Origin of the sequence: Staphylococcus sp. GDX7P312P, assembly GCF_008385775.1 — a bacterium.
Lineage (GTDB): Bacteria > Bacillota > Bacilli > Staphylococcales > Staphylococcaceae > Staphylococcus > Staphylococcus haemolyticus.
On record NZ_VUKI01000025.1, the window covers coordinates 24,311 to 38,031 of the forward strand.

Genomic DNA, 13,721 nt, shown 5'->3' on the forward strand with positions numbered 1-13,721 from the left:
ATGTGTTTTAAATTAAAATGTTTTTATCTAATATATTAATGTAGAAGCTTTATTTCATGATTCATCAAACAGACATCCACTTATAAAAATTACTGATATCATTTAATGATTCACTTCTGTTATCTGTTCAACATTTTCTAAAAAACTTAAATATAAGACTAGAAACTTATCTTCTTCTTCAACATAGGGTGCATGTCCAGATTCTTCAAATAAAACTTTCTCAACATTTTGATATCGCTCTTCTATTTTATAATGATTCTTATCATTTATAATTGGATCATAGCGTCCGTTTATAATTAATGTAGGAACTTTAACATAATGCGTGTACCCTTTATTCGCATAAGCCGTATCTAAAAGTGCTCTGCTTGCTATAGCACTATCCTCGGAATTTTGTTTACTGTATAAGCGTTGCCGTTGAATCCATTTCATTGCTGATTCTTGTTCTTTATAGATATACGGGAATAGTAAAAGTAGTGCTTCAGATTTATTAAACCCTGCAATTTCGTCTTGGTGCTCAATCATTAATTTCGTAAAACCATGAACGATATCCTCAGCTTTTGAAGAGATAATTGTTAAAGATAATACACGGTCTTCATGTTTTTCGGTAAATTCTCTAGCAATTATCCCTCCCATATCATGACCTAATAGATGCACTTTCTTTAAGTTTAATTTATCGATAAGTACATATAAATCTTTCACATGATCTTCTAAGTTGTATGAATCAGGACGTGACGATTTACCATGTCCTCGAACATCATACGCAATCACTCTATAGTTTTGTTGGAGTTGTTTGTTTAATAAATCAAACGCTGCCGAATTACCATCTAAGCCATGAATTAAGATAACGGGGCTGCCATGTCCTTCATCTTGATAAGCTAATTTTGTTTGGTTTAACGTTTCGATTTTTTTCATATTGGCACCTCCCTTAATTGTTACTATACCCACTTCATTAAAAGTTACGCTATGAATGTTCTTAACTTTATTAAAATTATTATTATATAAATATTTTTAAAATTAAAAAAGCACTTGTAACAAGTGCTTATTAACTCAGTCAATGACTGCCAATATAATAACGCCTGAGACATTGCTGATGTCCCAGGCTCTACTCTCAAGTTAATTTACTCATCAATTTTGAACTGGGAATGTAAACTCAAATAATATTTATTTCAAGCTTATGTTAATTAAGCGTTACACCCTCGTTCTTGATGATAATTTAATTGTATAAAAAACGATCAATGCCACTATCATGATCCATATAATAAGAGAAATAATTTGTGCAATTTCAGGTTTTGTCACTACTGCATCTATCGTCTTTTGACAGAATAATAAACCAATTGCTGTGTACTCTATTTTTTTAAAAAAGACACCAATTAAGCTTAGTATAATACCTATAAAAAAGACGACTTGATGACTATAAATAGTGATGGGAATGATTCCCCAATTTAGATTAAAAGCACGCATAATGATTAAAATTAGTGCAATTATCGCAACGATATACCCTAGTATCATTTCAAAACGATTGCTATATAGAAATTTCTTCTTATCAATACGAATATTAATAAAAATCGTTAATGGAAAAATGATTATACAATAGAATATAGAAATTGCTGTAGCCGCTTGAAATGGCACATATTGCTTATCATAAAGATATGATATTAAGATAAAATTCATAATAAAGAAAATAACAGGATTCGTTTGTAAACCGAATAAATTTCGTTGAATAATCAAAATGATTTGTGCTGGAGATTTGCCACGATAATCTAAATAATCTTCATCTTTTGATTCAGACTTTTTCAAATCATTGCGCAAATTTTCTTTTATATCATCGATTAAATTAGGTGCCATCCCTTTGTGGCTAAAGTAATCGTTAATATTTTCAAGTAACACTTTATCGTTGGTTCTCATGAGTTACTCCTTTGCTATGGTTTAATAACATCTATACGATTTGTTAATTGTTCAATTTAAAATTTTATCATACATTGACATTATTTTCTGTTTAATGACGAAAAATAAGAGCATGACGTTATTCAAAAGTTAGAATTTAACGTCATGCTCCTGGTGATGGAATCATAAAATTTGTTATTTTTATTATTTAGCAAGATCAATACGATATAATTTTAAGTTTTTATCTTGAGGTGAATTTGAGCCAAATTGATAGCTTGTTTTACCTTTTTGAATATATCCAAAATTGCCGCTTACTTTATTATATTGAACTCGTGCCACTGCATTTTGGCCTAAACTTTTCTTAACTTGATTATAAGTTGGGCCATTAGCTTCATTATAAGTCATAGAAACTCTAGTAACATAACCTTGGTTCTTTTTACCTACTGCAGTTACAACTAATAGACCTTTATTTGTGCGATACTCATAATAACCTTCATTGTTGCTTGGATTTTTAGAATAAATCGGTGTACCATATTTGTTTGAAACATTTTTGATTGATTCGCCAAGTGTAATATTTTCTAGTGATTTATCACCTTGAGTTAATTGTTGAACTGTTTGAATTGTATTACCGCTAGCTGCTTCAGCATGATTAACGCCTACTCCTGTCATTACTAGTCCAGAGACTAAAAATGCCGCTACTAATTTTTTCATAAGCACTCTCTCCTTTATCTCGTTTCTCGTCTTGTGCTTATTCATAGTATACCCCATTTATTACTAAAATAACAGTATTATTACGAAAATATTACAAATTAAGTTATTTTATGTAACAAATTAGGGTGGCGACTGTATTTGTCCTATCAACAATTAGTGTTCAGGCATATATTTCTTAATAAATGGTGTTACATCCTCAATAAACTTATCTTTCTCTTCCTCAAAAGGATATAAACTTGATTGAGCATACACATCAAATTGTGACTCTTTAACTAAATCGGCTACTTCTTTAGATTCAAGTGTTGTAATACGCTCACCATGTTCTCCCGCAATAATTAACGTCGGTTTCGTTACATGTTCAAATACGCTTGAAATCGCAGTTTCTTTGAACACATCTTCAATCGCTTGTGTCTCCTCTTTTGTAGAAATTGCATTCGTATCCTCAACATGTTTTAAAAACTTATTAACTTTTCTCGGCTTATGATAACGATGCTTTTCTAAAAACTTATTTTGTTTTTCGTCATCCCAGTTTCTAATTTTATGTGAATATTTTCTGAATAAACGTTCTTCAGGTAATTCACCCTCAATAGATGTTGGTGTTACCATTATAAGGGATGACACATAATTAGGATAACGTTCTGCCAAATCCGCAATTATGGCTGCGCCCATTTCATGACCTATTAATGCTGATTCATCAATATACAAATAATCTAGTAATTGTATGATATCATCGGCAAATTCTTTGAAATCAATTTGTCTCGGTTTATCTGAATAGCCATGTCCTCTCAAATCTAGTAAAACTACTTGAAAAGATTTTGCCAATTCTTTTGCTAAATTTTGAAATATAGAAGCATTTTCATATGCTGTATGTACTAAGACAACAGGATATCCCTCACCCATCGTATTGTAATGTAAGGATAAACCACCTTTTCTAGTAAATAAATCCATCTTATGAATCTCCTCCTTGTTTTATATGAATCGGTAATATTGATAATAACTCTTCACTTGTAGTAATAATAAAGTCAACCTCTTCTTCTAAAGGTTCTAATTCAGCGTCATCATGTTTAAACCACACACTTACCATGCCCATTGCGCGAGCTGGTGCTACATCATTTAAAGCGTCATCGCCCACATACATTATCTCTTCTGGTTGAACATTTAATTGATTAATCATATCTTCAAATATTTTAGGATGAGGCTTACGGAATCCTACAGTTTCAGAAGTTGATAAATAATTGATTACATGCCCTAATCCTAATGAATGTAAACGAAATTGTTTAATTTTAGATTTACCATTTGCGATAACACCTAAAACATAATCATTTTGCGATAGTTTCTCCAAAGTATATAGCGTGTCATAATAAGGGAAGACGTATCGATAGAAATGCATTTCAAAATCATTAAATAAATCTTTCCATGTTAAACGATCAATATGGAACTGCTTAATAATTGCTTTATATAAATCAGGTTTATCATTATCCTCATCGTCATCTAATTCTATAAATTTTTGTTTGAAATCTGCTAATTGAACATGTACGAAGTAATCATGAAATCGTTCATATTGTTCCTCAATGAATTTATCTCGAGATTTTGTTCTATCTAATAATGTACCTTCTAAATCAAACACGATTGCTTTTATATGACTTAAGTCCATTGTCAATTCCCTCTTAACTCTATAATTATTCTCATTTTATCAAAAAGTCTTCCATAAAATAATAGCGTAACATCCATGTGATACAGTTAAATGTATGTTTAAACATCTTTAGATTGCTTAAGCAAAATGTAAAATAATGTTGGAATACCTATTAAAGCCAAAATAATACTAGCTGGTATTTGCACAGGATGAATTAACACACTACCAATCCAATCTGCAATCAACATCATTGTAGCACCGATTAAAATATTTAATATCATTTGAATGCCTAGCGTAAATCTCCAATAATAGCGTCTTATCAGTTGAGGCACTATCATGCCGATGAAACCAATAATACCTGTATATGCTATCGCGACTGCTGTTATTATAGATGCTAGTGTTAGTATCAAAAACATGACTTGTTGGACGTTTAAACCTAATGACTGGCTCTTCAATTCACCTAATTGTAATAACTTAATCGCTGGCACCATGCTAAATAGAATCAATATAATAGGTATAGCTATTAGACCGATGTATATGACCTCTCGCGTTTCAGCCGCTGCAAATCCTCCGAAAAAGTAGTTAGCTATTTGGTTCATCTTATTAGGTTTAATTAAAACTAAAATATACAATAATGCATTAAAGAGTGCACCTATCATCAAACCAGTAATAATAAGAATTTTAAGTGGATAACCACGTGAGATTTTGGCAGCAATCATTAAGACGATCAATAATGCAATTAAACTAGCACTAATTGAAAAGATGGGCACCCAAACAAAAGATAATCCTAGAAATATCGCCAATCCAGAACCGAATGTAGCACCACTCGCCAGTCCTAACGTAAAACTATCGGCTAGCGGATTATTTAAAACAGTCTGAAACATCTGACCTGCTAATGTTAATATTGCTCCTGTTAATAAAGCCTCAATAATTCTTGGTAACCGAACTTTAAGCAATATCATTTGATTAAATGAATCCGTTAAATTCCCCATGTCCCATAGTAAATAAAGTCCTATGGCACCGATTAAACATATGCACCAACTTAGAAATGTTAAATATATATTTCTTGTCATTTTATCAACTCATCAATAATCTTTCTATTATTTCTTCTATTATAACTGATGATATAAAAGAATGGGACTGGGGGTAGCATTCTTTTAAATTCGTAGATTCAGCTTGCCTTAGTTATAACACTTCTATATAACATTCTTTTTGCTAGGTCCCGTAGTTGCATAGTCACAAAAATAATTAGAACTGAGAAAAACTTGATTTAAAGCCCTTCTCAGTTCAGTCAGCTACAGGGGATTTGTAATGTAACCTTTCAATATAAAATTGTACTAATCTCACTTTTACAATAACTATTTAATTCATATGAATTATCTTTTATAAATAGCGTCTCTTAATTGTTTTAAACCTTCATCAATACGAGGGCCTGGACGTGAAATTTCGTCACCGTCCACTGTTTCAATACGTCCATTTTTCACAGCTTTAATTTGACGGAAACCATCACGTTTTTTAATCACTTTATAGTAATCTGATTTAGATAGCCCTTCTGTAGAAATGAGGATATCTGGATTCTTTTTAATGATACTTTCTTTATCCGCTGGTTTCCAACCTTCAATATTTGAAAAGCTATTTTTAGCATCTAATTGGGCTAACATGTCATCAAAAAATGTATGTTTGCCTGCTGTATATATTTCAGGTTTAGAAGATACTTCCATAAAAACAGATTGTGATCTATGATGTCTAGGCACCGACTTTATTACTTTTTCAACATTGTGCTTCGTCTCATCAACAAGTTCGTTAGCTTCATGTTCACGTCCTGTTACTTTACCTATTTGTTTAAAAGTTTCATACGTTTGATCCAATGATTGTGCATCTTTCACATAAACCACTTTTACGCCATTTTTTTCAAGACTATCTAACACTTTCTTTGACGTTCCTTTTTGAGATTCATGCGCTAAAATTAAATCGGGTTTGACTTTTAATAAGGCTTCTTTATTTAAATTCATTGTATCAAATTGTTCTTTCCCCTTTTTAACATCTTTAGGGTAATCGTCCACTGTAGAAACACCTACAACATCTTTTCCGAGACCTAATTCATAAAGAATTTCCGTATTACTTGGCATAAGCGACACGATACGTTTGTATGAATGCTCTTTCGAATTGGAATCAGATTGATTACTTTGTTTATCTTCTTGTCTATCTTGGTCGTTTTGTCCACAAGCGACAAGAATCAACATGACTAAACTAAGTAGTATCCATAACTTTTTATTTAACACGTTCACACATTCCTTTCTATATTATGTATATGTATGCATATATCATAACAAATAATATTAAATATTAATTTAAGTTTTTTATATTTAATTGTGTAATTTTATATTATTATTTGTTTCATGGAAAATTTTAAATATTAAAAAGCATTGAATATCTCTAAATTTAGAAATACTCAATGCTTTGCTTAACACTTACTGTGCTTTGGGATTAGGTCCATATTCATTTGTACCTTTTTCACTATCTGTAACACAATAAATCAATGCGAAAATCGATACAATTAATAATACGATCGAAATAACTAACACAACTACCGTTGCAATCATTAACGATACGTCAGAATAAAAATCACTCAAATACACATTAGATATTGTTTCTAATAATACAATTAATCCTCGTAACAGCATCGATATTAACATAATTAACGGAATTAACATTGTGCGCCCAACATCATGAAATCGACGTACTGACATAGTAAATGTCCCTATTACAATGATGACATCAATCGTTTCATACACAATGTTAAAAAACGTATCTCCACCGCCAAACACCCATTTAAGTAAGTCGGCAAGTAAACTTAATAATACTAGTACGATGATATTAGCTAATGTTGCATACCAATAATGTCGTCTACGAGTTCGACCTTGTACATTGAAATAATTTTTCCAGAATAGCTGATACGACTCAATCATTATAGCGTCTCCTTTAAATATGATTCACTATAATCATTACACAATAAAAGATTGAAGAAAATACTTTATTTATTATAAGCTCGAATCGCTCTTGCAATATACTGATTTAAATGATCATTACGATTTTTATTTATATTTTTAGCAAAACGTTCATCATTTTCATAAGTCAGTGCCATGTAATTTAAAAATTGGTTATCTGCATTAGGTACTTGTCGTTGTAATATCTTTTTTAACGTTTCAATATTTTGATACGTATATGCGTCATCCGCTGAATAACCATCTTCCAATAATTGATTCATCTCATTAAAAAATTGATTAAATTGTTCATTAGTATGGTCATCATTATCCTGCTTCTCTGAATCATTGAATTGAGTTCTATTATCTTTATATGACTGATAGTAATCTGTATCACCATATTTTAGCGCCGCTTCTTTATCATATTGTTCATTCACATCAAATTGATTAAATTTGTCCATATTAATCTCCTCATTTCTATGATTAATTAGATGATGATTGAGGTAATCAATGATTTGATTCAGGTGATTTCGTTGATGAATAATTTGAGCATAATTTTCTTCTAATATTGCGTTTTTATCAGTAATACTTTGCTGAAAATAGTCTTGAATGTTCTCAAGCGATAAATTGAGTTGTCTAAGAAATAAAATTGTTTGTAATTTTGTTATATCTTGAGAATGGTAATAGCGATACCCGTTAGCATCAATATAACTAGGCACAAGTAAACCAATCTCATGATAATAACGTAGAGTTCTTGTACTAACCGACGTCACTTTGCTCACTTCATTAGGTGTAAAATATTCATGATTTAACATTATTTTATTCTCCACTTTACTTTATTTTTAATATCATTAATACCTCATTCATCTATTTAGGAGTATGGACTATGACGTAACGTTAAAGTCAATCATTCTTATTAAAATAATCTTCTAAAAATGTGTATTTTTGAGTCCCTTTTCCATTAAAATAGTTTTTCCCAAAATTATCTAATAAGGCATGAAATTCGTTAGCATCTTGATTCGTAAAATGAGGAGGCAATGAAATTTGTTTTTTAAATTTATCGTAACTTTCTGTATGGGCGTAACCTAACTTACTATACAAACGTCTCGTATAACTATCAGGAATAAATTCAATACCGCCAAATATATATACTAATAGTACGTCTGCCGTTTCACTCCCTACACCTCGAATTTTTAGCAATTCTCTTCTTAAATTATCTCCATAATGTTGAGCAATATTTTCATAATCAAAATTAAATTGATTTAACCACTGAAATAATGCATGAATCGCCTTTCCCTTATTCTTATAAAAACCACTTGAACGGATGATTTCCTGTAGTTCAGCTAATGGTAACGATAAAATTTTTTGAGGATCAAAGTTTGTTTCTTCTTTTAACCGAAGTAAAGCCATGTCTGCATTTTTCCAATTCGTATTTTGGACTAATATAGCACCGAGCATCATTTCTTCAGGGCTTTTAGCAGGCCACCAATGTTGAGGCCCCATATTGTCTAATAATATTTTATAAAGTGCTTCTGTCGTAAGCGTTGGCATGCTCTCACTCCAATCTTTACACAATAATACCCTCACAAATTGAAATTTATGAGGGTGTTATCAAAATTTATATAATTCTCTTGATTACATAGATTCAGGTGCAGATACACCAACCAATGATAATGCATTGTGTAACGTAATTCTAACTGCATCTACTAAAGCAACATGTGCTTTTGTTTTTTCTGCATCATCTGTTAATACTTTTTCAGCATTATAGAATTTATGGAATGCAGATGCTAAATCTTGAATGTAGTTCGTTAAACGATGTGGTGCGCGACTTTCTGCTGCACTTTCAATAGTTGGTTCAAATTCAGCAACCTTCTTCAATAAGTCGATTGCTTTTTCATTCGTAATTGTTGAAAAGTCAGCTTCAGCAGTAACTTCAACACCTTGTTCTTTCGCTTGTTTTAAGATTGAGCAAATACGTGCATGTGCGTATTGAGCATAGTAAATTGGATTGTCTTGTGACTTTTCTTTGGCAAGTTCCAAATCAAAGTCGAAATGAGAATCAGGACTACGCATTGTTAAGAAATAACGTGCAGCATCAATGCCTACTTCATCCATAATTTCACGTAAAGTAATCGCATTACCAGTACGTTTACTCATCTTCACTTCGACTCCATCTTGCATTAAACGAACCATTTGCATGATTTGAATTTCAAGACGATCACTATCCACACCAAATGTTTCAAGACTAGCTTTCAAACGGTTAATGTAACCATGGTGATCGGCACCCATTAAATCGATTAAAATATCATTTCCACGATTAATTTTATTGTAATGATATGCTGTATCTGGCGTAAAGTATGTGTAAGTCCCATCTTTCTTAATTAATACTCGGTCTTTATCATCTTTAAAGTCAGATGTACGTAACCATGTCGCGCCATCCGCTTCATACGTATAACCTAGCTCATTCATTTTAGCTAATGTGTTATCAATGGCACCATTTTCATATAATGATGTTTCACTGAACCAGTTATCAAAGTGGACGTTGAAATCAGCTAAATCTTTTTTCAATTTATCCATTTCATAATCGACACCTAATTGTCTGAATGTTTTAAGACGTTCTTCATCAGAGTAGTCTTTCATTTCAGGGTGTTTATTAGCTAAATCTTTACCAATTTCGATAATATCTTTACCGTTATAACCATCTGCTGGCATTTCATGGCTTGTATCACCAAGTGCTTCAAAGAAACGTGTTTCAATAGAACGTGCTAAGTTAGTAATTTGATTACCCGCGTCATTAATATAATATTCACGCGTTACATTATAACCTGCAGCAATTAAAATATTAGCTAATGAATCACCTACAGCAGCATTTCTAGCATGACCAATGTGTAAATCACCAGTTGGGTTAGCAGATACATATTCTAATAAAATATTCGTGTTCTTAGATTCTTCTGCATAACCGAATTTGTCACCTTTATTGATAGCTTCTGGGATAACTGCAGTTAAATACTGATTATCTAAATAGAAATTAATGAAACCAGGTCCCGCAATATCTACTTGCTTCACGTTCGCTTTACTTGTGTCTAAGTTATCAACGATAGCTTGAGCAATTTCACGTGGGTTACGTTTTGCAATTTTAGTTAATACCATTGCAATATTCGTTGAATAATCCCCGTTTTTAGTATCTTTTGGTATCTCTACTTTAATTTCGGGAATATCTTCAGCCAGATTAGCTTTTTCAATACTTGCTTTAATTTCTTCTATTAAAGTTGATTTTACTTTTTCAATAATATTCATTCGCTTATCTCCTTATAATTAATTTCATATTGATATGAGCCCATCTTTTCATCGTTCTGATGTAACTCGTATTGAATTTTTAATTTTCCACCATTTTCATTCACAAAATGCAGGATGCTACGTGTTTTAACAGTTAAAGGAATACGACCAGCTGGTATATCGTAAAGTGTAGTCGTATCATGACCTTCCACAAAGTGAAGATTCATATTAATATCGCCTTTGCGTATTAATTTAACACCGCGTTCCTCAATTTTAATTGTTACATTAACGACTGCATCTTCAATTTGTTCTTGGTATCGAATATAATCTGCGTTTTTCTTTTGCCATGAACCTTGAGCAGTAAATTCAAATTTTTGTTTTTCGCCATTTTGTTTTAGAACTTGTTTCGTTTGAACGTCTATATTCTTATTCAACGTTTTCCTCACCTTAGCTTCTAAATAATACACCACATTATAGCATAAATTAGATAGTGCATGTAGGTGATACTTCTCAGTTTTAGAGCATTTAGGATATATATAAGTATCATCATCTATTTTAATAAATTGAGTAATGAAAAGAACAGTATATAGGTTAAGTCTTGGGAAACATTCATATAAAATGACTTATCGGAGGTAAGCTATTAGCGAGTATTTGAGGATGATGTAATATATAGGCCGCCTATCTCTCAGGCGTCAATTTAGGCGTAGAGAGGAGGTGCATATCAGATGGTCGAAGCTCTTGTTCACATCACGACCACAGTCATCAGTAGTTGTATTATTGCGATATTCACGCATTAGCTACGTAATCGCAATAATACATAGGCGACCATAACCACACCTAAAAAAATCCCCTCACTACGGCAATAGTGAGGGGATTGGTGCATATAATGCACGAAGCTCTTGTTAACTAAATTATAACACTGGTGAGTGGAGAAATGCAAAATGATTTCACACGATGACTCAACTAATGAGAAGAAACATATTAAACAACGGTAGACATTGAGGTGTGCGATATATTCGATACTAGATAAGATTGCGTATTTTAATATTGTGTATTTCTTTTCTTAATTTTACTGATGCAAAAACATCCAAATCCATTCTTTCTTCTAATTCTAATTGTGTTATAGCAAAATTAATATTTCAAATATTAAAATATTTTTAATAGAGTAGATCTAACTTCTAACATATCAATATATTCTATGTTTAATTCAGGGATATGTTGCAATTAATCATTTAAAGAAATAAATACTGTATACTGATACTCATTATTCCCTACTAGCACTCTTGAAAATGCTATGGATCCAATTAGGTATTTATATTTATCAATTAAAAAATCCATTTATCATATTTAAACTTTCTAACGCATTTTCTTCTTTATCAATTTCAAATGTTATTTTGACGCTATTGGATAATATGAGCATACTTAATTCTATTGTAATTTCACCCCATCTTCTCTAATGTCATAATCTAAAAGACCTAAATAAAAATATGTTCGTACAATAAGCATATGGCTACAAAATAACATTATCATTCCCATCCAAATCGTTCTATTTTCTTCAGAATCAACAGGAACTATTAATGATACATACAGCAATAGTCCAAATGATAATAAAACAATTAGAATTCCAATCATTCTAATAAAACTACCATTTTGGATACCAAACATCTGAAATTCGCCTAAACAAAAGAAGAAGAGTCCTATAGCAGAGACCGTTATAATCCCACAAATTAACAATCAATATGTAAACGTATCGTCTCTTGAATCTGCAAAATAAAAAGCATATGCAGAACTAATTAGAAATGGAATGTTGTATCCTGAAAGTAGATTGATGGTCATATATGTTGCAACTCTGAACTTATAATTTTTTCGATTATAATTTTTAAAAATATACTCGCGTTCTTGTAAATAAAGAAGCAACCATAATAATAATGATACTATTAAATATATTTTCATATATAGAGGCATGTGCCCTTTTATACCTGGACCTGTATATATAAAATAGTAAAATGCGAAAATAATGAAATTCACTAATGACAATCCTATTAAATGTGAATGTTGAATTGATTCTATTGCTTTTTTTTGTAGATTTTTCTCCATAATATTCACCTTTCATTTATCAATTTCAAAATATCTATACTTATAATAAGTGTCATTGCCATTTTGCTCAATTATTTTTTTATTCGTTTTATTTATTATTTTATTGATGTTTTTAGTATTGTTATATTTTCTAAAACCCTTTTTTGGATTACCACTACCAATTATTTTAAAGCGTAGTATTCTCTACTAGTTTGAACCATAGCATCATAAGGATTTCTTATACATTGTGTCATTAGTTTTTTATTTAATAATAAAATTTGCTATTCTTTGTAATCAAAAGCAAACTAAGCAACTTTTACATTGCTTAGTCTCTTCACTACCTTTTACTTTTCTTCTTGTTCTTTAATGAACTGTTCTACTTTTTTTACTTTATTTTTCGCATATTCTTTTTCTGGTAAAATGCCGAATTTTTTGTATTTATAATAATTTTTTCTAGCCATTGGACCGAAATCGGAATTTTTCCAATCGATATAATCAAACGAAATCTTTAATTTACCTTTATTAGTAAAATCAAATTCACAAGATGTCCACGGTTCTTGATTTACTTCTTTAAAACTCTCTCTTAATTTATCAAATAAACCAAAAAGGTCGCCCCATAAATCACTAAAAATTTTTTCAGATACATTATAATCTTTTGGAATATTAGTATAGTAATGTAAGTCATTACTCCTAGGTTTAGTATAATAAAATAATACTTCTCCGCCTTCTTTGTCTATATAGGCTACTGTATATACCTGTTCCCATTCTGTTGGAATCATATTATTGATATGATTCGCTATTTCTTGATACATTTCATTTAAGTTTTCTTCGAATTCCATCTTTCTCACTCCTAAATATTTTCTATTGAATACAAACGTTCTACTCCATTAATTTCACAACTAACGTCAAATTTATTAGGCCTTTGACTATTGCCACTGTATTTCACCTCAATTTTAATATTTTTAATTGTTTTTCCTACCTTTATAGCTTTTTGCCAATCCTGTTCCATCTTATAACACTGACCATTATCTTTAAATGGTCGGTAGATGTATTTACTTTGAGGTACGAGATTGTCTATATCTTTAGAACCTCCGAATGCGCGTGCAATTAAATGACCACCGTCATCATCTGGTAATCGGTCTTCTCTTCCAACTGTT

The 13,721-nt window shown here is 31.1% G+C and carries 15 protein-coding genes and 1 pseudogene; 1 reads left to right on the top strand and 15 read right to left on the bottom strand.

Annotated elements, in window-relative coordinates:
• Positions 1 to 102: 102 nt before the first annotated feature.
• From F1592_RS08290 to F1592_RS08345, 12 genes are all read right to left on the bottom strand, one after another.
• Positions 103 to 912 (bottom strand): alpha/beta fold hydrolase, encoded by an 810-nt coding sequence (locus F1592_RS08290; RefSeq protein ID WP_053017169.1) that lies wholly within the window; start codon positions 910 to 912, stop codon positions 103 to 105.
• 276 nt (positions 913 to 1,188) lie between these two features.
• The gene (locus tag F1592_RS08295) at positions 1,189 to 1,905 is read right to left on the bottom strand and encodes a hypothetical protein (RefSeq protein ID WP_053017168.1); all 717 of its coding nucleotides are present in this window, start codon (positions 1,903 to 1,905) and stop codon (positions 1,189 to 1,191) included.
• Positions 1,906 to 2,088: 183 nt separating this feature from the next.
• The gene (locus tag F1592_RS08300) at positions 2,089 to 2,595 is read right to left on the bottom strand and encodes an SA0570 family protein (protein ID WP_053017167.1); all 507 of its coding nucleotides are present in this window, start codon (positions 2,593 to 2,595) and stop codon (positions 2,089 to 2,091) included.
• A 153-nt stretch (positions 2,596 to 2,748) separates the two neighbouring features.
• The gene (locus tag F1592_RS08305; RefSeq protein WP_011276544.1) at positions 2,749 to 3,543 is read right to left on the bottom strand and encodes an alpha/beta fold hydrolase; all 795 of its coding nucleotides are present in this window, start codon (positions 3,541 to 3,543) and stop codon (positions 2,749 to 2,751) included.
• A gap of 1 nt (position 3,544) precedes the next feature.
• The gene (locus F1592_RS08310) at positions 3,545 to 4,249 is read right to left on the bottom strand and encodes an HAD family hydrolase (RefSeq protein WP_053017166.1); all 705 of its coding nucleotides are present in this window, start codon (positions 4,247 to 4,249) and stop codon (positions 3,545 to 3,547) included.
• Between the two features lie 98 nt (positions 4,250 to 4,347).
• Entirely contained in the window at positions 4,348 to 5,301 is a 954-nt protein-coding gene (locus F1592_RS08315; RefSeq protein ID WP_053017165.1) for a FecCD family ABC transporter permease, read from the bottom strand.
• A gap of 303 nt (positions 5,302 to 5,604) precedes the next feature.
• The gene (locus F1592_RS08320; RefSeq protein WP_188294685.1) at positions 5,605 to 6,471 is read right to left on the bottom strand and encodes an ABC transporter substrate-binding protein; all 867 of its coding nucleotides are present in this window, start codon (positions 6,469 to 6,471) and stop codon (positions 5,605 to 5,607) included.
• Positions 6,472 to 6,699: 228 nt separating this feature from the next.
• Positions 6,700 to 7,197, bottom strand: coding sequence for a DUF805 domain-containing protein (locus F1592_RS08325; RefSeq protein WP_053017164.1), 498 nt, complete (start codon positions 7,195 to 7,197; stop codon positions 6,700 to 6,702).
• Positions 7,198 to 7,262: 65 nt separating this feature from the next.
• Positions 7,263 to 8,027, bottom strand: a complete 765-nt coding sequence (locus F1592_RS08330) for a MerR family transcriptional regulator (RefSeq protein ID WP_053017163.1) — start codon at positions 8,025 to 8,027, stop codon at positions 7,263 to 7,265.
• A gap of 88 nt (positions 8,028 to 8,115) precedes the next feature.
• Positions 8,116 to 8,763 (bottom strand): endonuclease III domain-containing protein, encoded by a 648-nt coding sequence (locus F1592_RS08335; RefSeq protein WP_053017162.1) that lies wholly within the window; start codon positions 8,761 to 8,763, stop codon positions 8,116 to 8,118.
• A gap of 84 nt (positions 8,764 to 8,847) precedes the next feature.
• On the bottom strand, positions 8,848 to 10,509 hold the full coding sequence (gene argS / locus F1592_RS08340) for an arginine--tRNA ligase (RefSeq protein ID WP_107609893.1): 1,662 nt from the start codon (positions 10,507 to 10,509) through the stop codon (positions 8,848 to 8,850).
• Entirely contained in the window at positions 10,506 to 10,922 is a 417-nt protein-coding gene (locus F1592_RS08345; protein ID WP_016930880.1) for a YwiB family protein, read from the bottom strand. The genes argS and F1592_RS08345 overlap by 4 nt, the downstream gene beginning before the upstream one ends.
• Before the next feature lie 291 nt (positions 10,923 to 11,213).
• Here F1592_RS08345 and F1592_RS08350 point away from each other — a divergent pair, with 291 nt between their 5' ends.
• The gene (locus F1592_RS08350; protein WP_107609895.1) at positions 11,214 to 11,285 is read left to right on the top strand and encodes a type I toxin-antitoxin system Fst family toxin; all 72 of its coding nucleotides are present in this window, start codon (positions 11,214 to 11,216) and stop codon (positions 11,283 to 11,285) included.
• Positions 11,286 to 11,916: 631 nt separating this feature from the next.
• Here F1592_RS08350 and F1592_RS08355 read toward each other — a convergent pair.
• From F1592_RS08355 to F1592_RS08365, 3 genes and pseudogenes are all read right to left on the bottom strand, one after another.
• Positions 11,917 to 12,585, bottom strand: a pseudogene (locus F1592_RS08355) (DUF5079 family protein).
• A 323-nt stretch (positions 12,586 to 12,908) separates the two neighbouring features.
• The gene (locus tag F1592_RS08360; RefSeq protein WP_053017159.1) at positions 12,909 to 13,403 is read right to left on the bottom strand and encodes a TIGR01741 family protein; all 495 of its coding nucleotides are present in this window, start codon (positions 13,401 to 13,403) and stop codon (positions 12,909 to 12,911) included.
• Positions 13,404 to 13,414: 11 nt separating this feature from the next.
• Positions 13,415 to 13,721: DNA/RNA non-specific endonuclease (locus tag F1592_RS08365; RefSeq protein ID WP_149814169.1), on the bottom strand; the 307-nt coding region annotated here is incomplete at its 5' end.